This window comes from Abiotrophia defectiva ATCC 49176 (genome assembly GCF_000160075.2).
Classification (GTDB): Bacteria; Bacillota; Bacilli; order Lactobacillales; family Aerococcaceae; genus Abiotrophia; species Abiotrophia defectiva.
In genome coordinates this window covers 355,270-377,629 of the sequence record NZ_KI535340.1, presented here as the reverse complement: position 1 = coordinate 377,629, position 22,360 = coordinate 355,270, and the positions used below count along the sequence as shown (strand labels likewise).

The following is a 22,360-nucleotide window of genomic DNA, read 5'->3' as shown; positions in this document are numbered from 1 at the left end:
CAAGCCAGTCACTGAGCAAGTCACCAACTAAAAAGGGCCAGCATCTTCTGCTGGCCTTTTTTTAGATTGCTTTGCTGTCAATGCCCTTTTCCTGATTACGTTTGGCTACCCAAGCGGTCAAGAGTGGCGTTAAAATAGCCGTTACAATAACAGAAGCCGTAATTTGAGTTGTGGCGATTGACTCCAGCCCCTTAAAACTAGCATCCACAGCCGCCAAGGCCGCTGGGGTCGCAATGGCGCTGGCTGCTGTACTAGAAATGGCTGCACCGGCAATCCCGGAGCCGCCTGTACGCCGGTCCACCCAGATAGCGACTGCCCCGCCAAGCGCGGTGGTCAGAATCCCTAAAAGGATACCTGGCAGGCCGCCTTCAAGAATTTGGCCGAAGCTCATGTTGGCCCCCAAGCAGAAACCTACAATCATAATAATGGCAGGCACCCCATTGGAGAGAGCTTTCTTCATAAAAGGAAAGGCATTCCCAAGGGCAATCCCTAGGACTAGGGGCAAGACCGTCCCGACCAAGTTCCAAATGGAAATATTAGCCAAGCCCGCTGAAGCTAAGGCCGCCATGGTCACCATCGGCCCCACACTAAGGGTGGTAATGCCCACAGCGCCGGCGTCAATTTCATTACCGTAGACATCAACAATGCCGGCATACATGGCATTATTGGCCACAGACATGGCCCCGATGATGGCGAGAGCTGACAGGCCTAGGAAATTATCGCCTAAGAGTTTGGCTACTAAGAGCCCTAGGATAACAGAGACGGCAATCTTGGATAGGATGATAGCTGCCCCGCGACCTACCGCTTTAGGCGTATTTTTTAAGGAAATGGTCCCCCCAATGAAGAAGAGGAAGGCCCCGACTAGAGGCCCGGCCCCCTTAACAATTGGGGTGGTGAAACCACCAATTTGTAGGACCTGTGGCAACAGGCTGTTAATGGCACAGCCGATAAACATAGGGATAATAATAATGTCCCCAGGGATTTTGAATTTTTTGGCTTTTTGCATCTTGCTTGGCTCCCTTCAGATAGATTGACTTGGAGACATCAACCATCTAAGGTAATGCCGCCGTCGCAGTCGCCAATTTCCCCAGTGATGAAGCTTGCTAAATCACTGGCGAAGAAGAGAATCATTTGGGCAATTTCAACTGGTTCGGCGCGTTTGCCTAGCGGAATCATGCTAATGACGCGTTGGCTCTTTTCAGCGTCTTCGGATAGGACGGTCGTCATTTCAGTCCGGGTGAAGGATGGGCAAACTGCATTACAGTAGATACCGTATTTACCGCCTTCCTTAGCAATGGCTTTGGTCAAGCCATTCAAGCCGGCCTTAGAAGAGGCATAGGCAGCCGTCCCTAAGAGGCCACCCCCTAATTTCGCGGCTACTGAGGAGACGTTAACAATACGACCACCGCCCGCTTGCTTGAAATAAGGGAAGATCTGGCTGATGGTAGAGAAGCAACCGGTTAGATTAATCCGGATAGTACGTTCCCATTCTTCATAGCTTAATTGATCAAATGGCTTAGCAGAGATGACCCCAGCACAGTTGACTAGAATATCCACGCGTTCAGGTCTAGACAGAATACTTTGCATAGCGGTCTCAATGGCCTCATGGTCACCTAAATCCATGTGGACAAAATCGACGGCTGGACCAAATTCGGCAATGGTAGCCCGAGCTGCTGCCTCATTAATATCGGCGATAATGACGGATCCACCGCCTTCGACAATACCGCGAACGACTTCTTTCCCGATCCCATTGGCACCACCTGTGACAATGGCTCTTTTACCTGTAAAGTCCATGTTATCAGATCCTTCTTTCTAGGTTTGTCATAGAATTCTATGCTTTAAGTATAGCACTCCTGTTATCGGATTGAAAGCCGATTATATAAAATATGGTATTTTATTGAATTTAAGAATATAGTTTATACTTAGATAGAGATTGCCTATACCTCAGTCATAAAAGGACCTCTGCCCGACAAAAATCAGAAAATTTGTGAATCATAATCACAACAGAATTCTGAAAGGCCTTTCACTTGCTTCACAAGCCTTCCAGTGCTAGACTGAGGTTATAGTGGCCTAGCCACAAATCTAGAAAGAAAAGGTGATGTTTGATGGAAAAAGTATTTGCAAGTCCTTCTCGTTATGTCCAAGGTAAAGGCGTGCTCAAGTCTGGCTTAGACCATATTCTCGCTCTAGGTAAGCGCGCACTCCTACTAGCCGACTCGACTGTTTATGAAATTGCCGGCCGTCAGTTAGAAGAAGACCTCAAAGCTCGCAGTGCCTTTGTTCACTACGAAGCCTTCCATGGGGAAGCTTCAGACGTCGAAATTGACCGCGTTAGCCAAGTAGGTCGTGACCTAGACATTCAAGTCATCCTTGGTTTGGGTGGTGGTAAGACCATTGATACCGCCAAAGCCATTGCTGACAAGCTACAAGTGCCGGTGGCAATCTTGCCGACGGTCGCTTCGACTGATGCTCCTACTTCGGCTCTCTCGGTTATTTACTCAGAAGAAGGCGTCTTCGAACGTTACCTCTTCTACAGCAAGAACCCTGAACTCGTCCTAGTAGACACCCAAGTCATTGCCCAAGCACCTGTACGCCTGCTAGCTTCTGGGATTGCAGATGCCCTAGCTACCTGGGTTGAAGGCCGTGCTGTCATTGAAGCGCATGGCGCAACCATGGCCGGTGGCAGTCCAAGTATTGCAGCTGAAGCCATTGCCCGTGCCTGCGAAGCCACCCTCTTTGAAAATGGCCTCCAAGCGCTTGCTGCAGCCCATGCTAAGGTCGTGACGCCAGCCCTAGAAGCAGTGGTAGAAGCGAACACCTTACTGAGTGGGATTGGTTTTGAATCTTGTGGGCTGGCTGCTGCTCACGCCATCCACAATGGCTTTACTGCCTTACACGGTGACATTCACAGTCTAACTCACGGGGAAAAGGTAGCCTATGGGACCCTGACCCAATTGCTATTAGAAAATCGTCCTAAAGAAGAATTAGACCGCTACATCCGCTTCTATCAAGCCTTGGGTCTCCCAACTACCTTGGAAGAAGTGAAATTAGCTGGCGTGGCCTATGAAGACCTAGTCAAAGTCGGCGCCCTAGCTACTCAAGATGGCGAAACCATTCATCAAATGGCCCAAAAATTCACGGCTAGCGATGTGGCCGATGCCCTCTTAGCCTTAGATGCTTACGTACGGGAGAATTTCTAAAGAAGATAAGCCAAAGAAAAAGCTAGGACGACAGTCCTAGCTTTCTTTTTATAGCCATTTAGAATAGTCTTCGTCTTCCATTGCTTCCACTTCACCCAAGAGGTAGCCGTTACCTACTTGTGAGAAGAAGTCATGGTTGGATGTTCCGGTAGAAATCCCGTTCATGACAATTGGGTCAACATCTTCTGCTGTATCCGGGAAGAGCGGGTCAAAGCCTAAGTTCTGGAGCGCCTTATTGGCATTATAGCGAATAAAGACCTTAACTTTTTCAGTCCAACCGACTTGGTCGTAGAGGGACTGGGTGTATTTGGCTTCATTTTGGTAGAGGTCCATACAGAGTTCATAGACCCACATCTTGAGCTCAGCCTGTTGATCTTCCGGCAATTCATTATAGCCCAATTGGAATTTATAACCTGTATAGGTCCCGTGGACTGACTCGTCACGGATAATGAGCTTGATAATTTCTGCCACGTTGGCCAACTTGTTATTCCCTAAGTAATAAAGTGGCGTGAAGAAACCTGAGTAGAAGAGGAAGGTCTCTAACATAGTAGAGGCTGCCTTAATCTTGAGGCCGTGGCCTGATTGGTAGATTTCATTGATCTTCTTAGCCTTATACTGGAGTTGCTCGTTAGTGTTAGTCCATTCGAAGATTTCTTCGATTTCAGCCTTAGTGTTTAAGGTGGAGAAGATAGTAGAGTAGGACTTGGCGTGAACAGATTCCATGAACTGGATATTATTCCAGACCGCTTCTTCATGTTGGGTCCGGACAAAATCCTTCATGAGCGCCGCCCCTTCTTCTGATTGAAGAGTATCTAGGAGGGTCAAACCGCCGAAGGCTTTGGCCACTACGTCACGCTCTGCCATGGATAAGGTCCGCCAGTCATCCAAGTCATTAGAAACCGGAATCCGGGTATCCAACCAGAATTGCTCGGTCAGTTTTTCCCAGGTCAACTTATCAATCATGTCTTCGACCTTGTTCCAGTCGATAGCCTTATAGTAGGCTACTGGCATGCTGTTCTTCTGGGAAAGAATTTGGTTAAAGTATTGTTTGTCTGTCATGTCTGACGCCTCCTAGATCGAGCAGCTTTCGCATTCGTTGCTGCCGACTTCGTCGTTATTTTCCGTAAAGGTCCGTACATAGTAGATGGACTTGATGCCCTTCTTCCAAGCATAGTGACGTAAGATGTTAAGGTCACGTGTCGTCATCTTGTTGGTCCGGCCTTCTTTCCACTCATACATGCCTTCTGGCAATTCTGAACGCATGAAGAGGGTTAAGGACATGCCTTGGTCGATATGTTTTTGGGCCGCCGCATAGACGTCGATGACCTTACGCATATCGGTATCATAGGCTGATTTATAGTAAGGCAGGGTCTCATTGGATAGCATTGGCGCTGGATAATAGGTCTTCCCTGTCTTCTTCTCTTGACGTTCTTCAATCAGACGTGTAATTGGGTGCAAGCTGGCACTGGTCTCGTTGACATAGGAGATAGAGCCGGTTGGGGCAATGGCCAGACGGTTTTGGTGGTAGAGGCCGCTAGCCGCTACTGCTTCCTTGAGGGCACGCCAGTCATCTGCTGTTGGCAGTGCCACCTTGCTCATGATGGCAGCCACCTTTTCAGAGGTCACTTGGAAAGGTGCTTGGATATAAGCATCGAAGTACTCACCTGTCGCGTACTTAGAATTCTCGAAGTTGTCAAAACTCTTGCCACGTTCCTTAGCAATCTTGTTGCTAGCTACTAAAGTGTAGTAGTTGAGGGCATAGAAGTAGGCTTCAGTCAATTCAACTGACTCTGGTGAGCCATACTCCATTTGGTTGATGGCGAAGAGGGTATGCAAGCCCATGCCGCCCAAACCAATGGTATGAGCCAAATCATTCCCATGCTTAACCGTTGGCACTGCTTCAATGTTAGAGTGGTCGGTGACATAGGTCAAGGCTCGAACCGCAGTCTCCACCGATGAAGCAAAGTCAGGTGATTCAATCATGTTTGGAATGTTAGTTGAACCCAAGTTACAGCTAATGTCGGTCCCTAAGACTTCAAACTCTTGACGGTTGTTAATGTGGCTTGGCCGTTGAACTTGAAGGATTTCAGAACAGAGGTTAGACATGGTAATGGTCCCATCAATTGGGTTGGCCCGGTTAGCCGTGTCGATGTTGACGATATATGGGTAGCCAGATTCTTGTTGGAGTTTAGAAATTTCATTTTCCAAATCACGTGCTGAAATCTTAGACTTGCGGATCTCAGGGTTGTTGACCAAGTTGTCGTATTCTTCCGTAATATCCACATAGGCAAATGGACGGCCATAGATGCGTTCCACATCGTATGGACTGAAGAGGTACATAGGCTCATCTTTGGCAGCTAATTCGTAGAATTTATCTGGTACCACGACTCCTAAAGACAGGGTCTTAACCCGCACCTTCTCATCCGCATTTTCCTTCTTGGTTGATAGGAAGGAGACAATATCTGGGTGGAAGACATTGAGGTAGACTGCCCCGGCTCCATTACGTTGGCCTAATTGGTTGGAATAGCTAAAGCTATCTTCCAAGAGCTTCATCACCGGCACAACCCCGCTAGAGGCGTTCTCAATCTTCTTAATTGGGTCACCAGCAGCACGTAGGTTGGATAGGTTAACCCCTACCCCACCACCAATTCGAGACAGTTGTAGGGCTGAGTTAATGGTCCGCCCGATTGAGTTCATATCATCAGATACTTGAATCAAGAAGCAAGATACTAATTCCCCACGGCGCTTACGCCCTGCATTCAAGAAAGTTGGGGTTGCGGGTTGATAGCGTTGGCTAATCATTTCATCTCGCAAGCGAACGGCTAATTCTTGGTCCCCGTCTGCTAAGAAGAGAGCACAAAAAGCAATCCGGTCTTCATAGCGCTCTAGGTAGCGGGCCCCATCGTTAGTCCGTAGGGCATACTGGGTATAGAATTTGAAGGCAGACATGAAGGACTTGAAGCGGAACTTCATCTTATAGGTGCTGGAAATCAGCTCCTTAATGAACTCCATTGGGTATTTCTCTATGAATTCCCGTTCGATAAAGTCGTTATCTACCAAGTAGTTAATCTTCTCTTCCAAAGAATAGAAGAAGACCGTGTTAGGGTTAACGTGCTCTAGGAAATAAGCACGCACGGCTTCCCGGTCCTTGTTGAGAGGGATTTTCCCATCAACAGGACGGTTTAATTCATTATTGAGTTTGAAGTAAGTGACTTCAGTCGGACGACTCTTTAAGACTGGTTTATCCAAGTTGTTCCACCTGCTCTTTCAATTTATTAACATCATTTTCGGACCCCTGAAATTCAAATAAGTGCAAGAGGGGCACTTGATAATCTCGGGCTAAATCCTTGGCTGTAAAACCAAATAAGGTATTAAAATTACGGTTCCCACCACCGGCAACGCCCTTAAAATAATGGCGGTTATTGCCTACTTCGATAAATTCATTCACTATCTCGGTTGCTTCCTTCTCATAAGTCGGTACGACCACAATATAGGGTTCTTGGACTTCAGTGAAGACGGAGTCTGGAGTAATCTCCAACAAGGGATAGTCTAATTTATGGACAAACTTACGCGTTTGACCCGTGATGGATAGGTAGACCACTAGCAATTTCAACACCTCCTTCAATAGATTTTTCAACATGTTCTATCTTACCATATCTGGGACGAAAAACAAGCCCTAAGCCCCAACATTTAGTGCACGATTCCTCTAGACAACACAAGATGTAGTGTTGAAAAGCCTGTCTACCCTAGCTAAATCAGGCTAATTCAAGCCTGGCCAGTTGGCTCAGCGCTATATCTTGTGCTCCTTGCTTGACAAGCCAGAGGCCAGCCTCTAGACTAGTAGATGACAAGTGTAATTTATTTACAGAAGGGAGCACGCCTATGACGGATACACTCACTCAAGCCAAGCTAGATCATCCTCACATTAGTGAAGCTGAATGGCGTCTCATGCGTGTCGTTTGGACGCAACCTGGTATTACCAGCCGCCAGCTTATTGATACCCTGTCTGCCAGCACCGACTGGAAGGTGGGGACCATTAAGTCCCTACTCTCACGCTTAATCCAAAAGGGCTACCTGGATAAAGCCCAGGACACAAGTCCCTTCCAGTTTCATGCTACCATTAGTCAAGAAGAGGCCGCACTAGGCCGCCTGCAATCTGCCCTAGAGCCTATTTGTACAAAATCACGGGCTCGTTATCTAGCCCACCTGCTGGCTACTAATCCCCTCAGCCAGGCTGACTGTCAGGCTCTAATTGACCAGCTCCAAGAACAAATCAAGTCGGCTCCCCAAGCGGTTGCCTGTCAGTGCCCACCTGGTGCCTGCCAATGTCACCATCATCATGCTAGCTAGCCTATAAGATAAGAAACCCCAGACAGGATGTCTGGGGTTTCTTTTTGTTTAGTTATTAGTTGGAATGGTTTGTTTAGCTTCGAAGGCCTTAACCATTTCAGAAGTTGCTTCTTCAATCGGCTTAGTATCCACTAATTTAGCTTGTACTACAACCCGCATGGTTAATGAAGAATCACAGGTTACCATGGTCAAGATAGGATTGGCCGTTGGCTCAATCAAGTCAACTCGGCTTGGGTCTACTTCATCAATATAGTTGATTTCATATTTATAAACCTTATCCAAGTCTGTTAGATAGACGGCTTGACCCACCTTAGCGTGCATTAAAGGTTCGAACAATAAGCCCTTGTGGATGGAGTGGTGACTAGCAATGGCGTAGTTGGATTCCCCCATCTTCTGGTTAGGCATCAAGGTCCCTGCCCCTAAGTACATCCCCTCGTTGGTCACACCCTTATAAATTGGCAAGTTCATGCCGACATCTGGCATGGCTACCCCACCGACTGTTGGTAGGTCTTTAGGGTTAACCCCACTTGCAATTACGTCATAAGGATTCAATGGCTTGATGACTCCAAAGTCATAGTTAACGTCCTTCTTCTCATTGGACTCAATTTCAGCCCGTTTGTCACGGTTTAATTCCGTCACGGCGTTGGTTTCTTGACCTTGGCGTACCAAGTAGTTCTTAATTGGATCCAATAAGAAGAGTACCGCTGCTGCTAAGAAGAGCAGAACTGCTAGGAAAATCCGCCAAGAGAAGCCACCCTTACGCTTCTTCTTGCCTTGTTTTTGCGGCTTCTCTTTCTTTACTTTTGCTTCTTTAGCTGGTTTTTCAGCCTTGGCCGGCTTCTTACCCCGCTTTTTCTCTTGACGCATGCGCTCTGTCCGCGTCATCCGTTCTTCCGTCATATTCTATATCCCCCTCTAGGTACTTATCATTCTTAGTTTAACATGTCGCCGTCTAAATAGGTAGTAAAAGAGCCTAGGCTCGTGTCGAGCCTCGTTCCACCAAATCTGCTTCAAAGTAGCAGGCCCTTTCCTTGAGGCTTTCTCCCTCAATTAAGCGCATGAGCTGTTCCACACAGGCAATCCCCATGTCCAAGACTTTCTGCTTCATAGTCGTCAGCTGCGGGCTAGCAATCTGGTCTAAGAAGACCCCATCGAAGCCAATGACCCCCACATCGTCAGGCATGGACTTACCCAGTGACTTAAGGCCCCGCTGAATGCCTAAGGCAATGCGGTCTGAGGCGCAAACAAAGCAAGTGTTAGGTTCCAAATGCGCGTCCAGACGTTCAACCAGTTCTGCCGCTGCGGTCGAAGAATTCCGAATGCGGTGAATTTGCGCCGTGTGATCTGGATGTTGCGCCAGAGCGTCTTGATAGCCTTGCTCCCGCTGGCGCTCGAAGTATTCCGGTACGTCAATCCCAACAAAGATAATGTGGTCATAGCCTTTTTTAAAGGCATACTCGGTGGCCTTAAATTCAGCCTGCCGGTTATCAGAATCAACAAAAGGCACCCCGTAGGTATTCTCCCCGTAGAGAATAAGCGGCTTGTCGATTTTGCGAATCCATTCATAATCGGACTCTCGCATGCCGGTGATAATATAACCATCACTATTCCCCGTATCAATGGTGTTCTCCGTCATGAGTTGGAGGGAGTATTGGTACTTATCTAAACCTTTGGCAATCCCAGATAAGAGGTTCATATAATAAGGCTCTGTCGCGTCCATTTCTTCCAGAATCAAGACCTTAACAATCAGGGTCCGATTCTGAGCTAGAGCCTTGGCCGCCATATTAGGTCGATAATTGAGTTCTTCCATGGCCTGATAGACCAATTGCTTGAGTTCATCCGTCACCAGTTGGGGGTGATTGATTACCCGAGAGACCGTCATTTTAGAGACATTGGCCTTCTTTGCCACGTCTTTCAGCGTTGCGATAATGTCCACTCCTCTCCATCGATTTGCCAGTGTATTCTTCCCTATTATACACTAAAATAACCTGCTCTTGCGACTAAAAGCAGGTATTTTTTTAGGAAATTACTATGAATTTACTAGGAAATAAATTTAGAAGCTAGAGGCCGCTCATGATAAGGAAGCCTAGTTCCGCGCCTGCAAAACTCCCTTAAGCAGACCTTGGCGTCCTATGACCACTAAGTGATCCGCCAAGTCAGTCACTGAACTTGCTGTAGGTGCCTGATCAATGGCTTCTAAAATCATGGCCAAATTCGTTCCTGCCAGAACAGCGACTTGTGGATGCCCCTGAGACAGCAGCATGCTGACATTAAAGGGGGTGCCGCCTTTAAAATCCGTTAAAATCAACAAACCTTCTTCCCCATGCCTCTCGACTCTAGCTGCGATTTGAGCTTGGTAGTCACTGAGATTGGTGCCTTCCTCAAAAGGCAACCAGTCGATAAGCTCCTGGTCACCAACAATCATCCTACTGGCTGCCGCCATGCCTAAGGCAAAGCCCCCATGCCCTGTCACCAAGACCTTCATCTGACATCCACTCCTTGCTTTTTCTTACTTCTATTGTATGTAACTTGAGTCCATCAGACAAGCCCTGAACATAAGAAAAAAGCCCAGTTCAAGCAGAACGGGGCTAAAAGGAATTGATTGGCTTAATCGCGAGGCTTAATATGTCGCAAATGGGTCAAGGCCAAAGCCAAGAAAAGGCTGTTAACAATCATAGGAAAGGCTAAGACCGTTTGCTTTTCCTTGAAGTAGTAGGCTGCCAGGACAAATAGTTGGACAGCCAAGACGATGACCATAAGGAAGCGGGTCATCCGATAACGCTTGATCAGTTCATTAGGTTCTGGTTGATTCATTGCTTTACTCCTTATCCTTGCCGTTTGAGTTGGCGGCGGTTTGGCCCATCGAGGGTGATTTCACGAGCTAGGTAACGAACTCGCTCCATGATACGGCCTGCCTTAGCTAGGCTAATGCCTTTTTGGTTGTAGGTCAGGACTTCTTCGTATTCTCTCAGAGAGAAGTTGGAAGTGAAGAAAGTCGGTAACGATTCCCGCATACGATACTCTAGAATAATGGCCAAGACTTCGTCTCGCACCCAGCCCGACGGATCAGACTCGGCGCCCATGTCATCTAGCATTAAGACATCCACCTGCTTGACCTTATCCAAGTTGGCTTGGGTGCTATTGTCCCGAATAGAAGCCCGCATATCAGAAGCAAAGGTTGGGAAGTGTAAGAAAGTCACAGTTGCGCCCTCTTCTTCCACCAAATGATTGGCCAAAGCCCCCAATAAATAGGTCTTACCCACCCCATAAGGACCCGTAATATAGAGACCTTGTGCTGATTTTGGGTCTTGGTGATAGGTCTGCATAAATTGCGTCACCGCATTGATTAAGGCCTGACGTTCTGGCGAATCAATGATGTAATCAGCCAAATGAGCCTGGCGGACATCATCCGCCATCATGCGGTTATCTAAATTAGCGGCTTGGCGACGGGCCTTGAGACTGGCCAAGTAATCGGTGGTTGGCTTATAGCGGACATCAATAAAATTATGGTTAATGAATAATTCCGGCTGGTAGCCTGGGTTAGTCCCTGCCTCGCCTGCCTCAATAGCCCGACGTTCTAGGCGAAACTCATTGAGTTTGGACAGGGAATTTTGAATCATTTCCCCGCTTAATTCTGCTTGATGTTCTTGGAGGAAGGCTTGAATGGCTTCATCCTGGCGGACCAAGGCCACTGCCTGCTCATAAATTTCTTGCAGATGGGGCTGGTTCATAATCTGACGCATGACGTCTTGGATTGTCTCCATAAGATTCCTCCTCTAGTGGTCTAGCTCCTGGGCTGACCCTTTCTTAAATGGATTGACGAAGGTCTGGGTGGCTTGACTAGCAGTTGGGCTAGCATCAGGCTGGGCCTGATTGGATGCTTGCCCTGAATCTTGGCCTTCTTGGCGTTGCTTGGCTAACCACGATGGCACCACTTCTTGACGCTGATGGGCCCCGACCCCCTTGTGGGTCCGACCATAAGGACGTCCCGACTCCTGGCTAGCCTTCTTGGCTTGGGCCTGGCGCTTGTCTTCGATATAGCGAAAGACTTGGTGGACTTCTTTAATCCCCTTTTGCTGCCATTCATCCAGTAATTTTTCGAAATTAGACTTGTAAAGGTGGTCGCGCCCTTCCATGACCAAGAGGTAATAGACAGCTAGGTTGACAATGGCAGGCGACAATTTGACCTTATCCAAAGCAGCTTCTAGGTTATAGCCTTCTTGGTCGCTCCGGATACCACCCTTGGCCTGTTTGACTTGCTTGAGAAAGGCCAGCGGTGGCAAAATCTCCGCCGTGGCAATAATTTGTGCCTGATTATTGCTATATTGGCCTTGTTCCCGCAAGGTTTGGGCGCGGGCTTGAATCTGGTCTTTGAGCTGGCCAGCTTGGTTAGCAGCCGATTCCTTGCTGCTTAGGCTAGCCTTATAACGCTTAGCCAGACTCGGTAATTGATCCATGGCAATTTGTTCCGTCTGGTCTTGGTAGGCCAATTTAATGACTGTCGCCACTTGCTCCTCGTTAAAGCCATAGACTTGATGGAGACTAGCCATTTGCTGGCGCAGTTCCCGCGTGAAGAGTCGGCTATTGACTTGAGCCGCTTCTAGTTTATCCAGAACCTGACCATAACGGAAACTATCCTGACTCTCTTGGTCCAAGCTGGCTTCTGCTGGATTAGGGGCGGTCTGCTGACGGTAGGATCCAGATAAAGCATCCTGGTTCTGCGCGTCTTTGATAGCTTGGTCTGATGGATAGTCGAAGACCTGACTGAAGGACTGGGTTACTTCCACATACTCGCTGGCATCCATTTCTTCCCATTCAAAGCGGCGCATCAAGCGATAGAAGGCTTGATCCCCAATCTTATTCATCAGCAGAGCCGCATAAAGGGGGTGCTGCAAGAAGCTCCCCACCTCAAGTGGCGCTATGACTTCATAGGACACTAATTGAGTCTGGGCATTGCCCTGGACCTTTTTAGGTTGATAGGATTTGAGTAAGCCCAAGGCCTCCAAGTAACCACGGGCTTGATTTAAGTCGGCCGGCGAAACTTGCAGTTGATCAATCAGACTAGCATGCATGACCGCCGGGCTCCAGGTACCGTCCGCTCCTGCGTAATCTGTTAAAGACAGATAGAAGGCTAGCCCCACCGTGCCGATAACAGGCTGATAGCATTGGCGCAGGGTCACCTGCTGTAGCTGGGACAAGGGCGCTTGCTGCCGAACCCGAAAGGGCTGTAAGGGACTTAACATGATGGGACCTCCTTTCTAAATTTGACTTAAGTCAATTGATTATTTCTTGTCGTTTTTCTCACTTAAACGATCTTGTAGGGCTTGGAGTTCTTTTAAGAAGCTCTCACGCGAATGGAATTGGCGATAAACACTAGCAAAGCGAATATAAGCCACTTCATCTAATTCCATCAAGAGTGGAATCACAAATTCCCCAATTTGTTCTGACTCAATTTCCTGGTCAGTGATTTCGCGAATCTTGTTTTCGACTTGTTGAGCCAAAGCCTGCATTTGTTCCATGGTAATAGGCCGTTTTTCAGCTGAACGCACAATACCGCGCAGTAGCTTCTCTTGGCTGAATTCTTCCCGGGTACCGTCACGCTTAATGACCAACAAGGGAATCTGTTCGATCCGTTCATAGGTAGAGAAACGATGTTTGCAGTTGAGGCATTCCCGCCGCCGCCGGATTGCCGCCCCACCATCAGCTGGCCGGGAGTCATTAACTTTGGAGTTTTGGTGATGACATTTTGGACATTCCATAGGGTTCCCTCCTTATCTTCTGGCGCCAGATGGCGCTTTTCCCTTCTATTATAACGAATTCTTATCAGAGGAACAAGCTAGAGACGGCTTAAAGCCTGATCTACCTGGGCAAAGGTCGCCGCTAAGCTTCCCTGGTTATCAATGACTAAATCTGCCCGCTGACGCTTGGCTTCAATAGATGCCTGGCTGGCAATGGCTGCCTCCGCTTGGTCCTGGCTCCAGCCATTACGGGCCATTAGCCGCTCTACTTGTAAGTCATGAGGCAGATAAACCACCCAGACCTGATCCATTTTTTGGTCATAGCCTGTCTCATAGAGTAAGGGGATATCGAAAAAGGCAAGCGCTGCTCCCGACTGGGCCAGACGCTGACTCTCCGCCTCCAAGGCCTCATAAATGAGTGGATGCAAAAGCTGATCCACCTCTTGGCGCAACTGGGCATTCCCAAAGAGCCGCTGGCCAAAGACTTGGCGGTTAAGGGCACCTGACTCATCCAGAATTCCCCTACCAAATCGCACCACCAAGCGCTCCAGGCCCTCTTGGCCAGGTTCCACTAGCTGACGGGCAATTACATCCGCATCGACAAGGGGATAGGCTAGTTCCTTCAAGTAGTTAGACACGGTGGATTTACCCGTGGCAATCCCTCCTGTTAAACCAATTCTAAGCATGGCCTTTTCCTCCTAGCGGATGCTTGAGGCGGGCTGATTGGCAATGAGGGCAGAAATGGGTCCCTCGTCCGCCCAATTGGACCTTATGGATCAGACGGCCGCAACGTTCACAGGGCTCATCTACTCGGCCATAGACAGCCAAGGACTCCTGATAGGTTCCAGCCGCCCCCAAGGAATTGCGATAGGTCCGAATAGTAGAACCACCCGCCTGCACAGCCGCCGCCAAAATCTCAATAATAGCGGCATGGAGACGCTTGACCTCATGGACGGTAAGGTCACAAGCCGGTCTTGCTGGATGAATCTGCGCCTTAAAGCAGACTTCATCCACATAAATATTGCCTAAACCAGCCACCAGGGTCTGGTCCAGCAAGAGGGGCTTAAGTGCCCGTTTAGAAGACGCTAACTGAGCCCGAAAATGAGCCAAGTCAAAGGCTTCTTGGGTAGGCTCAGGTCCTAACTTCTTGCTGGCAAAATAGCTTTCTAATTGGTCCTTGGCCATATAAGAGAAGCGACCAAACTTGCGGACATCCTCATAATAGAAATGACTGCCGTCCTTAAAAGTCATGATCAGATGCACATGTTTGGGCTTAGTCTTAGGCTCCTGACCTGGTGGGTAGACATGACATTTACCTTCCATTCGCAAATGAAAGACTAGGACCTGAGGACCAAAATCCAGCCATAAGTACTTGCCCCGCCGCCCCACCGCTTGGATGGTCTGGCCTCGCAAGTAATCTTGCCACTGAGCCAATGTCTCTTGGGGCCTTAAGTCAATTAGCTTAGGCCAGAAAACTTGAACCTCCGCAATGATCTTGCCCTCAATCAGACTGGTCAGGCCACGCCGTACCGTTTCTACTTCGGGTAATTCCGGCATAAATCACTTCCTTTCTAGGCCGGGCTCTCTAAGGGGCCTAGGCCTTATTTTAGTTGATACCAGTTGCTACCACTGGCTGCCTCTACCTTGAGTGGTACTGATAGGCTAACAGCGCCCTCCATAACTTCCGGTACCAACTCTTCTAAAATGGCGATTTCTTCTTGAGGTGCTTCTAAAATCAACTCATCGTGCACCTGTAAGAGCAGACGAGCCTGGAGGTCGCGTTGACGAATGGCCTGATCTAAGGCCACCATAGCTACCTTAATAATATCGGCGGCCGTTCCTTGAATTGGCGTATTCATAGCCGTCCGCTCTGCAAAGGAACGCAGGTTAAAGTTGCTGGAATAGATATCCGGCAAGGCACGTCGCCGGCCCCACAAAGTGCTGACATAACCGTCTTTCTTGGCTTGAGCCACGATTTCCTGCATAAAGGTCGAGATGCCTGGATATTCGGCCAAGTAGCGGTCGATAAAAGCCTTGGCTTCCTTACGCGGCATGTCCAAGTTTTGCGACAGACCATAGTCACTAATGCCGTAAACGATGCCAAAGTTAACCGCCTTGGCCTGACGACGCATATCGCTGTTTACCGCCTCATCTTCTGCTAGGCCAAAGACTCGTCGTGCGGTCGCCGCATGGATGTCTTGGCCCTCCAAAAAGGCCTGTTTCATATGAGGATCACCTGAAATATGGGCCAGCACCCGCAACTCGATTTGCGAGTAGTCGGCGCCAAAGAGTTGCCAGCCTGGTTCAGACGGCACAAAGGCCTGACGAATCTTGCGACCTTCCTCCATCCTAATGGGGATATTCTGCAAGTTAGGATCCGCACTGGATAAGCGACCGGTCTGGGTCAGGGTTTGGACGAAGCGGGTGTGAATCTTGCCATCGGCTTGAATAAACTTAGGTAAACCAGCCAAATAGGTTCCCTGAAGCTTAGCTAGCTGGCGATAGGTCAGTAGAGCTGCCACAATGGGATGGGCGTCCTTGAGTTTTTCTAGGACATCGGCTGCTGTCGAGTAGCCAGTCTTGGTCTTCTTAATGACCGGCAAGCCTAAGCGTTCGAAGAGGATTTCACCCAACTGTTTAGGCGAATTAGGATTGAAGGCTTGTCCTGCTAATGTTTGAATTTCGGCCTCTAATTCTTCTAAGCGTGCTAAGAGCAAGTCATTCATCTGATCCAGAGTGGCCACATCGACCGCTACCCCTCTTTTCTCCATGTCCGTCAAGACTTGAGCCAGCGGGAATTCCATGTCTTGGTAGAGCTGGGTCATACCCAGGTCATCCAGTTGTTGGGTCAAGGGGGCTACGGCCTGGTCCAAAAGTGAAACCTTGTCCGCCAAGTGCTGGGCTAAGCGCTCATTTTCTGGCAGAGCTTGTTTGACACCCTTGCCATAGACTACTTCATCCAGCTGGACTTGAATCCCCAAGTCTAGATAGGTGGCCAGGCTAGTTAGATCCTTAATCTTCTCGACATCAACCAGATAAGCCGCCAGGCCCACGTCGAAGGTCACACCCGCTAGTGTCAGGCCTTGATGGTCCAGCAAGATGCTGTCTCGCTTGAGGTCTGCGCTGATCTTAGGAAGATCTCCATCTTCTAACCATTTTCTGAAGGCTGAGCTAGCGAAGGCGACTTTGCCACTTGTGGCATAAGCCTGGTCGCCTTGGGTCCATGCCACTGCTAGGACTGGCTCAAAGTGATAATTCTCGCTGAGAGTCTCCAGATAGAAGGCACCGTCTAGCTTAACATGGTCTTCTTCAATGGTCTCCAACCAAGTCACAGGATAGCGAGTGGTCTCTTGACTAGCGACGACTTCCGCCCCTTGATGCAGTTGGGCTAAGAAGCTACGGAAATCCATTTGGACATAAAATTCACTTAACTGAGCTAGGTCACGCTGTCCTAGTAGGCAATCATCGAGGGTGATTTCCAGTGGCGCATCTTGGACAATGCGGGCCAGTGACTTACTGAGGCGGGCATTAGCTTCGTCCCGAATAATGTTTTCCTTCATCTTGGAAGGCTTGAGTTGATCCAGACCTTGATAGAGGCCTTCGACCGTCCCAAATTGATGGAGCAACTTAAGGGCGGTCTTCTCCCCTACCCGTTCAATACCCGGATAGTTGTCCGAGCTATCGCCCATCAGTCCCTTGAGGTCGATAATCTGTTGGGGCGTCAGCTGGTACTTGTCCCAAATGCTGGCTGGCGTGTAAGGCTCTAGCTCACTTACGCCTTTTTTGGTGATATAGACTGTCACCTGGTCGCTGGCTAATTGGGTTAAGTCCTTGTCCCCCGACAGTATCATGACCTGGTCGTCTGGATCTGCCGCCTTAGCCAGGGTGCCTAGGATATCGTCCGCTTCATAGTGGAGTAATTCGTAGTACTTGATGCCATAGGCATCCAAGAGCACCCGGAAATAAGGTAGCTGCTCGCGGAACTCGCCTGGTGTCTTTTGGCGTCCTGCCTTATATTCTGGATATTGTTCCGTCCGAAAGGTATGACCAGACTTGTCAAAAGCCACCAAGACATGAGTCGGCTTAAACTGGTCTAGAACCCCATCCAGCATACGGTTAAAGCTAAACAAGGCATTGGTATGTAGGCCCGCCTTATTCTTAAATCGTTCAATATCCAAAATGGAGAAGAAGGCCCGATAGGCCAAACTGCTTCCATCAATTAATAAAATTTTGCGCTGGGTCATGGGGCGCCTCCTTAAGTGTGAATGTTAAGCTCCTAGACTCTAATAGCCTGAAGCAAAGTAAATCAGCCAGTCCAGCAGCATCCCTTAGGACAAGCCGCTAAGAATGGCTGATAGCGATGACTTGTATTGAGTGTTAGGTCTTAGCCGCCAAGTGAGTCTTAAAGGACATTTGGATGTAGGCGGGCATATTCTTTTTCAAAGCGTTGGGCAATCTTATCCACATCACCCGCGCCCATAAAGACAATGACATCGTCCTTATATTGCATGAGTGGTGACAGGTGCTCGCTCGAAATAATCTCCACCTCTTGGTCAATTAAGGCCGCCAAGTCTTGAATAGTAACTTCCCCACTTTGCTCGCGGGCAGAGTTGAAGATGTCGCAGAGATAGACTTGGTCTGCTAGGTTAAGTGACTCAGCAAATTCGTTAAGCAGGGCCACTGTCCGGCTAAAAGTATGAGGTTGGAAGACTGCGATACATCGTTTGTCTGGATAGCGTTGCTTGGTCGCATCAATGGTGGCCTTGATTTCGCTTGGATGGTGGGCATAGTCGTCAATGATGGTTAAATCCCCCACCGTCTTAACGCTAAAACGACGTTTGACACCCGTGAAGGTCGCTAGGTTTTGGGCGATAGCATCTGCCGGGAAACCTTCTAGGGTCAAGACCGTAATCACTGCCAAAGCGTTCAAGATATTGTGCTTACCATAGGTTGGCACATGGAAGCGTCCTAAGAACTTACCTTCAAAGGTCACATCAAAGTCAGATCCATCCTGTGTCCGTTCAATATTGGTTGCATAAACAGTAGAATTGCTGTCAAAACCATAGTAGTAAACAGGAACCGGCGCTTCTAATTGACGCAGATAAGCATCTTCCCCACAAGCAATCACGGCTTTGGTGGTTTGGCCTGCAAAACTAGTGAAGGCTGAGAAGACATCCTCAATCGAAGTGAAGTAATCAGGATGGTCAAAATCCACGTTGGTAATAATGGCATAATCTGGTTCATAAGACAGGAAGTGGCGACGATACTCGCAAGCTTCTAGGCCAAAGTAATTAGCGGATTCTTGACCATAGCCGGTCCCATCCCCAATCAAGTAAGACAGAGGGGCTAAGTGCTTGAGGGTATGCGCCAAGAGACCTGTGGTAGAGGTCTTACCGTGACAGCCTGAAACGGCAATACTGGTATAACCCTTAATCAATTTACCTAAGAAATGATGGTAGCGGTAGATTGGCAAGCCTAATTCGCGCGCCCGCACCAATTCTTCATGGTCATCCCCGAAGGCATTGCCTGCGATAATGGTCAGGCCAGGTTGAATATTGTCAGCCGAGAATTCCATCATAGGCACACCCGCAGCTTCTAAGCCTTGCTGGGTGAAGAAGTACTTGCCTACGTCACTCCCTTGTACCTTATAGCCTTCTCCTACCAGGATAAGTGCGAGAGCACTCATGCCTGAACCTTTGATTCCCACAAAATGATAGGTTGTTGCTTTATCCATAATCAACCTACACACGTCCTTTCACTCAATTAATTTCTAGTCTTCAAATAATAAATAGCTGTCCTTGTCCTTACGCATACGGGCCAAAATCTCACGAGAGACCCCGACTTCCGTCACAGCTTGCGATTGCGGTGGCTGATAAGGTTTAGGTAGCTCCTTAGGTTGGAAACGTTCGGCCCGCGCCTGTCTTGCCACTTCCTGACTATCTCGCCCATTCTCTAAAATAGACTGGAACTTAGCCTGGGCATCCGAGACTTGACGTTGGCTGCTGGCATCATGGTGCTCCCGCTCTCTTTGGGCACTAGCCTGCCAAGCTTGGCGTGAGCGCTGAGAAGTCGGCGCTTCTAAAAATTCATCCAGAACCTGACGGTCTTGCTGTCGACGGCTAGCTTGGCCTGGCTTGGGCCAGTCATTTTGAGGTCGCCGCTCGGCTGGTGCCACATAGGCACGATCCAAACGGTCAGAATGCGTTTGTGGCAGTCTGAGCTCCTCACCCGGTCGATAGCTAGGCGCGGGACTTTCCTCTTCGGTTGGCTCTGACATCATGCGTTCCCGCACCAAATCGGAATTAAAGCGCTGATTCGGGCTACTATTGTGGCGCTCACGGTAGGCTACCCGATAGTCAGCCTCTTCCAATGGCTCATGTGTCGTAGCTGGCGGTGGTGTCTGACTGGCATCAATCATCTTTTGCGGTTGATCCCGCCAAGGTTGCTCGTGATGATAGACAGGGCGATGGCCCCGGCTGGTCTCTTGCTTCTCTTCTAGCGCAGACTTGAATTTGTAAGGGGCGCCCTTGCTTGAAGGCGATTGGGATTCCCGGTTAAAACGTCGGTTGTCGTAATTTACATTCCGCTTCTGATAAGCAGGTCCTTGGTAGTCCTTCATAAGCCCCCGTCCTTTCATCTTCTGGTCTTGCTTGATGCTGCTAGTTTGATCACCTAAATGGCTAACTAGCCTTGATAGTGGGCGATGACTTGCTCAAGTGGTGTGCCGACTGCTAAGTCATCTTTCAATACCCAGATTCCTGGTTTATTTTCAATGGCATCCAAACCTAGTTCGCGTGTAGAACAAATCATACCATTGCTGTCAACGCCACGTAATTGGCCTGGCCAAATGATTAAGCCATCTGGCATAACGGCACCTGGTTGAGCCACTAAGACCTTTTGGCCGGCTTCAATATTGGCTGCCCCACAGACGATTTGTAGGACAGTGTCAGCCGCTACACGTGTTTGCGTAATATGTAAGTGGTCACTATCTGGGTGGTCAACACACTCTTCCACATAACCAACGACCAAGCGTGGTGAAGCATCAAAGCTAACCGCTTGATCGAAGCCCGCCGCTTGAATACGGGCATTGACTTGAGCCACTTGCTCGGCAGTCAAGGTCACTGGACCCTCTCCAGCCAAGTTCAAGTCTGCCACTCCGAAGAGGTTATAGCCCACAATGGCTTGAGATTGATGATGGCGCAGGGCGGTTACCTGACCTTTGCTATCTGGGTCAATCTCGTGTGAAGAAACTGGGCCACTAGTGAGAAGGAGCACGTCACCGACGCCTCCAGGATTATAGAATGCTAACCACATATGATTTCTTTTCTTCCTTTCGTCTACTTATCTGATATATCAATTCTATTTAAGCTGTCCTTAGACATTGGCGCGAATGGTCGCTAAGGTGGTCTTGTCGAAAGTCTCTAGGACTTTGATGACCATTTCCTTGGCTGCCTCATAATCATCCATACGGAAAAGGGTTTGGTGACCGTGAATGTAACGGGCGCAGACCCCAATGACTGCTGAAGGCACCCCATCATTGCTGACATGAGCGGCACCCGCGTCAGTTCCACCTTTGGAGAAGAAGTATTGGTATGGAATCTTGTGGGTTTCCGCTGTATCCAGCAAGAACTCACGCATACCACGGTGGGTGATGTGACCTGGATCTTGCATCCGCAAGAGGAAGCCACCCCCTAACTGTCCAAACTTGTCCTTGTTACCATCCGTATCATCGGCTGGCGAACAGTCTACAGCGATGAAGGCATCTGGTTGATAGCGATGAACGGCCCCTTTGGCGCCACGCAAACCGACTTCTTCCTGAGCGTTGGCCCCTGCAATAATGGTGGACGCTAGCTCCTTGTCCTTGACTGCTCGCATGGCTTCTAGCATCACAGCGCAGCCATAGCGGTTATCCCAAGCCTTGCCGATTAGGGCTTGCTTGTTGGCTGTCCAGACGGTTTCTGTCTTAGGTACAATAGAATCGCCAGGACGCACGCCATATTCCAAGGCTTCGTCGCGGGAAGTAAAGCCGGCATCAAATAGGATATCTTCAGGCGCCACTGACTTAGCCACCCCATCCTTGCCCCGTAATAAGTGAGGGGCTACAGATGACGAAATGCAGACATAATCTCCCTTGCGAGTTTGGAGGGTGTAGCGTTGAGCTGAGATGCTATAAGGGTTCCAGCCCCCAATAGGTGTCACCGTTAAGAGACCATTCGAGGTAATCTGACGGACCATAAAGCCCACTTCATCCATATGAGCTGCCAGCATGAGACGTGGTGCGTCTGGATCCTTGGCATACTTAATCCCATAGAGGTTGCCAATCCCAGACACTTCGATCTTATCAACTAAGGGTGTCAACTCTTCCTGCAAGAAGCGACGAACCTGCCCTTCATTGCCCGAAATCCCTTGTAATTCGGTCAGATGTTTGATTAAGTCAAAGCCTTGTAATGTCATGCCTGTCGCGGTCGCACCGCTACCTCCTTCGCCATTATAAATAGGTAGATTTTACTCTTTTTATTATCTCACGAGCGCTTAGTAAAATCAATGAATTGTACTCGAATTTGTGTTACACTAAGAGTACGGAGCACAAGCCTGTGCGCCCCCACCTACCGCTCCCTGATGGAGCGCGCACCATGCCTATGAAAGAAGGAAAAATACTATGTCATCCACTCCACGTAAAGGCCTCGTCGGTGGCCTCCTACTCTTAACCGGCGCCATTGTCGGCGTGGCTGGGACCCTCTTTTACTTGGAATCCCAACCTAAACGCCCGAGCCGGGTCCTAGCCGAAGTTAAGGCTGAATTTGCTAAACAAGGACCGATTGAAGGTTCTTGGATTCACTATGTTCCGGTTGAATACCCTGAATTAGAAAGCCAACCTCAAGTTTATATTGGGGGCATTAGCCGCTATGAAGGTGAACAATTAGTTCACTATCAATTCGTCTGCGATATTTACACCGGTCAAATTCTAGATCTCTTCCCTGTAGAAGGCTAACTTAAAGAATCTTTGGAGTCGCTCTGGCGGCTCTTTTTTGCGTGCTGACAAACAAAAATCCGACCACTTAAGTGGTCGGA

22 protein-coding genes are annotated in these 22,360 nt (G+C 48.9%); 3 read left to right on the top strand and 19 right to left on the bottom strand.

Features of this window, described 5'->3' with window-relative positions; translation table 11 throughout:
- Positions 1-61: 61 nt before the first annotated feature.
- Complete coding sequence (locus GCWU000182_RS01715) at positions 62-1,006, bottom strand: 2-keto-3-deoxygluconate permease (RefSeq protein WP_023391009.1); 945 nt, start codon at positions 1,004-1,006, stop codon at positions 62-64.
- 38 nt (positions 1,007-1,044) lie between these two features.
- The gene (locus GCWU000182_RS01710) at positions 1,045-1,794 is read right to left on the bottom strand and encodes an SDR family NAD(P)-dependent oxidoreductase (RefSeq protein ID WP_023391008.1); all 750 of its coding nucleotides are present in this window, start codon (positions 1,792-1,794) and stop codon (positions 1,045-1,047) included.
- Between the two features lie 311 nt (positions 1,795-2,105).
- On the opposite strand from GCWU000182_RS01710, the gene GCWU000182_RS01705 reads away from it, so the two are divergent.
- Positions 2,106-3,200 carry a glycerol dehydrogenase gene (locus GCWU000182_RS01705; protein WP_023391007.1) on the top strand — a complete coding sequence of 365 codons (1,095 nt, stop codon included), beginning with the start codon at positions 2,106-2,108 and terminating at the stop codon, positions 3,198-3,200.
- 48 nt (positions 3,201-3,248) lie between these two features.
- On the opposite strand, the gene nrdF is transcribed toward GCWU000182_RS01705, so the two are convergent.
- The 3 genes from nrdF to nrdI are packed head-to-tail and all read right to left on the bottom strand — an operon-like array spanning position 3,249 to position 6,840.
- Positions 3,249-4,259 (bottom strand): class 1b ribonucleoside-diphosphate reductase subunit beta, encoded by a 1,011-nt coding sequence (nrdF, locus tag GCWU000182_RS01700; protein ID WP_023391006.1) that lies wholly within the window; start codon positions 4,257-4,259, stop codon positions 3,249-3,251.
- Between the two features lie 12 nt (positions 4,260-4,271).
- A complete protein-coding gene (gene nrdE, locus GCWU000182_RS01695) occupies positions 4,272-6,449 on the bottom strand; it encodes a class 1b ribonucleoside-diphosphate reductase subunit alpha (protein WP_023391005.1) in 2,178 nt (725 codons plus the stop codon).
- On the bottom strand, positions 6,442-6,840 hold the full coding sequence (nrdI, locus tag GCWU000182_RS01690) for a class Ib ribonucleoside-diphosphate reductase assembly flavoprotein NrdI (protein ID WP_023391004.1): 399 nt from the start codon (positions 6,838-6,840) through the stop codon (positions 6,442-6,444). The genes nrdE and nrdI overlap by 8 nt, the downstream gene beginning before the upstream one ends.
- Before the next feature lie 242 nt (positions 6,841-7,082).
- Here nrdI and GCWU000182_RS01685 point away from each other — a divergent pair, with 242 nt between their 5' ends.
- Positions 7,083-7,550 carry a BlaI/MecI/CopY family transcriptional regulator gene (locus tag GCWU000182_RS01685; RefSeq protein WP_023391002.1) on the top strand — a complete coding sequence of 156 codons (468 nt, stop codon included), beginning with the start codon at positions 7,083-7,085 and terminating at the stop codon, positions 7,548-7,550.
- 48 nt (positions 7,551-7,598) lie between these two features.
- Here the strand turns inward: GCWU000182_RS01685 and GCWU000182_RS01680 are convergent, their stop codons facing one another.
- From GCWU000182_RS01680 to pepA, 14 genes are all read right to left on the bottom strand, one after another.
- Positions 7,599-8,450 (bottom strand): class A sortase, encoded by an 852-nt coding sequence (locus GCWU000182_RS01680; RefSeq protein ID WP_023391001.1) that lies wholly within the window; start codon positions 8,448-8,450, stop codon positions 7,599-7,601.
- A gap of 73 nt (positions 8,451-8,523) precedes the next feature.
- Positions 8,524-9,477 (bottom strand): LacI family DNA-binding transcriptional regulator, encoded by a 954-nt coding sequence (locus GCWU000182_RS01675; protein WP_035364398.1) that lies wholly within the window; start codon positions 9,475-9,477, stop codon positions 8,524-8,526.
- Between the two features lie 159 nt (positions 9,478-9,636).
- Complete coding sequence (locus GCWU000182_RS01670; protein WP_023390999.1) at positions 9,637-10,035, bottom strand: PTS sugar transporter subunit IIA; 399 nt, start codon at positions 10,033-10,035, stop codon at positions 9,637-9,639.
- 122 nt (positions 10,036-10,157) lie between these two features.
- On the bottom strand, positions 10,158-10,364 hold the full coding sequence (locus GCWU000182_RS01665; RefSeq protein WP_023390998.1) for a hypothetical protein: 207 nt from the start codon (positions 10,362-10,364) through the stop codon (positions 10,158-10,160).
- An 11-nt stretch (positions 10,365-10,375) separates the two neighbouring features.
- Positions 10,376-11,314 (bottom strand): primosomal protein DnaI, encoded by a 939-nt coding sequence (gene dnaI, locus GCWU000182_RS01660; RefSeq protein WP_023390997.1) that lies wholly within the window; start codon positions 11,312-11,314, stop codon positions 10,376-10,378.
- Positions 11,315-11,326: 12 nt separating this feature from the next.
- Complete coding sequence (locus GCWU000182_RS01655) at positions 11,327-12,793, bottom strand: DnaD domain protein (protein ID WP_023390996.1); 1,467 nt, start codon at positions 12,791-12,793, stop codon at positions 11,327-11,329.
- A 39-nt stretch (positions 12,794-12,832) separates the two neighbouring features.
- Positions 12,833-13,309, bottom strand: a complete 477-nt coding sequence (nrdR, locus tag GCWU000182_RS01650; RefSeq protein ID WP_023390995.1) for a transcriptional regulator NrdR — start codon at positions 13,307-13,309, stop codon at positions 12,833-12,835.
- 77 nt (positions 13,310-13,386) lie between these two features.
- Positions 13,387-13,974 (bottom strand): dephospho-CoA kinase, encoded by a 588-nt coding sequence (gene coaE / locus GCWU000182_RS01645; RefSeq protein ID WP_023390994.1) that lies wholly within the window; start codon positions 13,972-13,974, stop codon positions 13,387-13,389.
- A complete protein-coding gene (gene mutM, locus GCWU000182_RS01640; protein WP_023390993.1) occupies positions 13,967-14,845 on the bottom strand; it encodes a DNA-formamidopyrimidine glycosylase in 879 nt (292 codons plus the stop codon). Before mutM ends, coaE begins: the two co-directional genes overlap by 8 nt.
- Positions 14,846-14,889: 44 nt before the next feature.
- The gene (polA, locus tag GCWU000182_RS01635) at positions 14,890-17,532 is read right to left on the bottom strand and encodes a DNA polymerase I (protein ID WP_023390992.1); all 2,643 of its coding nucleotides are present in this window, start codon (positions 17,530-17,532) and stop codon (positions 14,890-14,892) included.
- Positions 17,533-17,690: 158 nt separating this feature from the next.
- Complete coding sequence (gene murC, locus GCWU000182_RS01630) at positions 17,691-19,022, bottom strand: UDP-N-acetylmuramate--L-alanine ligase (RefSeq protein WP_023390991.1); 1,332 nt, start codon at positions 19,020-19,022, stop codon at positions 17,691-17,693.
- Between the two features lie 36 nt (positions 19,023-19,058).
- The gene (locus GCWU000182_RS01625; protein ID WP_035363893.1) at positions 19,059-19,907 is read right to left on the bottom strand and encodes a hypothetical protein; all 849 of its coding nucleotides are present in this window, start codon (positions 19,905-19,907) and stop codon (positions 19,059-19,061) included.
- A gap of 65 nt (positions 19,908-19,972) precedes the next feature.
- Positions 19,973-20,602 (bottom strand): YtpR family tRNA-binding protein, encoded by a 630-nt coding sequence (gene ytpR / locus GCWU000182_RS01620; protein ID WP_023390989.1) that lies wholly within the window; start codon positions 20,600-20,602, stop codon positions 19,973-19,975.
- Between the two features lie 60 nt (positions 20,603-20,662).
- Complete coding sequence (gene pepA, locus GCWU000182_RS01615) at positions 20,663-21,742, bottom strand: glutamyl aminopeptidase (protein ID WP_023390988.1); 1,080 nt, start codon at positions 21,740-21,742, stop codon at positions 20,663-20,665.
- Between the two features lie 205 nt (positions 21,743-21,947).
- On the opposite strand from pepA, the gene GCWU000182_RS01610 reads away from it, so the two are divergent.
- Positions 21,948-22,280, top strand: coding sequence for a hypothetical protein (locus GCWU000182_RS01610; protein WP_023390987.1), 333 nt, complete (start codon positions 21,948-21,950; stop codon positions 22,278-22,280).
- Positions 22,281-22,360 lie beyond the last annotated feature (80 nt).

Excerpts from the sequence above, each read along its gene's own strand:
- GCWU000182_RS01715 (WP_023391009.1), bottom strand. The coding sequence starts at position 1,006 with ATGCAAAAAGCCAAAAAATTCAAAATCCCTGGGGACATTATTATTATC.
- GCWU000182_RS01710 (WP_023391008.1), bottom strand. The coding sequence starts at position 1,794 with ATGGACTTTACAGGTAAAAGAGCCATTGTCACAGGTGGTGCCAATGGG.
- GCWU000182_RS01705 (WP_023391007.1), top strand. The coding sequence starts at position 2,106 with ATGGAAAAAGTATTTGCAAGTCCTTCTCGTTATGTCCAAGGTAAAGGC.
- nrdF (WP_023391006.1), bottom strand. The coding sequence starts at position 4,259 with ATGACAGACAAACAATACTTTAACCAAATTCTTTCCCAGAAGAACAGC.
- nrdI (WP_023391004.1), bottom strand. The coding sequence starts at position 6,840 with ATGTTGAAAAATCTATTGAAGGAGGTGTTGAAATTGCTAGTGGTCTAC.
- GCWU000182_RS01685 (WP_023391002.1), top strand. The coding sequence starts at position 7,083 with ATGACGGATACACTCACTCAAGCCAAGCTAGATCATCCTCACATTAGT.
- GCWU000182_RS01680 (WP_023391001.1), bottom strand. The coding sequence starts at position 8,450 with ATGACGGAAGAACGGATGACGCGGACAGAGCGCATGCGTCAAGAGAAA.
- GCWU000182_RS01670 (WP_023390999.1), bottom strand. The coding sequence starts at position 10,035 with ATGAAGGTCTTGGTGACAGGGCATGGGGGCTTTGCCTTAGGCATGGCG.
- GCWU000182_RS01665 (WP_023390998.1), bottom strand. The coding sequence starts at position 10,364 with ATGAATCAACCAGAACCTAATGAACTGATCAAGCGTTATCGGATGACC.
- dnaI (WP_023390997.1), bottom strand. The coding sequence starts at position 11,314 with ATGGAGACAATCCAAGACGTCATGCGTCAGATTATGAACCAGCCCCAT.
- GCWU000182_RS01655 (WP_023390996.1), bottom strand. The coding sequence starts at position 12,793 with ATGTTAAGTCCCTTACAGCCCTTTCGGGTTCGGCAGCAAGCGCCCTTG.
- nrdR (WP_023390995.1), bottom strand. The coding sequence starts at position 13,309 with ATGGAATGTCCAAAATGTCATCACCAAAACTCCAAAGTTAATGACTCC.
- coaE (WP_023390994.1), bottom strand. The coding sequence starts at position 13,974 with ATGCTTAGAATTGGTTTAACAGGAGGGATTGCCACGGGTAAATCCACC.
- mutM (WP_023390993.1), bottom strand. The coding sequence starts at position 14,845 with ATGCCGGAATTACCCGAAGTAGAAACGGTACGGCGTGGCCTGACCAGT.
- polA (WP_023390992.1), bottom strand. The coding sequence starts at position 17,532 with ATGACCCAGCGCAAAATTTTATTAATTGATGGAAGCAGTTTGGCCTAT.
- murC (WP_023390991.1), bottom strand. The coding sequence starts at position 19,022 with ATGGATAAAGCAACAACCTATCATTTTGTGGGAATCAAAGGTTCAGGC.
- GCWU000182_RS01625 (WP_035363893.1), bottom strand. The coding sequence starts at position 19,907 with ATGAAGGACTACCAAGGACCTGCTTATCAGAAGCGGAATGTAAATTAC.
- ytpR (WP_023390989.1), bottom strand. The coding sequence starts at position 20,602 with ATGTGGTTAGCATTCTATAATCCTGGAGGCGTCGGTGACGTGCTCCTT.
- pepA (WP_023390988.1), bottom strand. The coding sequence starts at position 21,742 with ATGACATTACAAGGCTTTGACTTAATCAAACATCTGACCGAATTACAA.
- GCWU000182_RS01610 (WP_023390987.1), top strand. The coding sequence starts at position 21,948 with ATGTCATCCACTCCACGTAAAGGCCTCGTCGGTGGCCTCCTACTCTTA.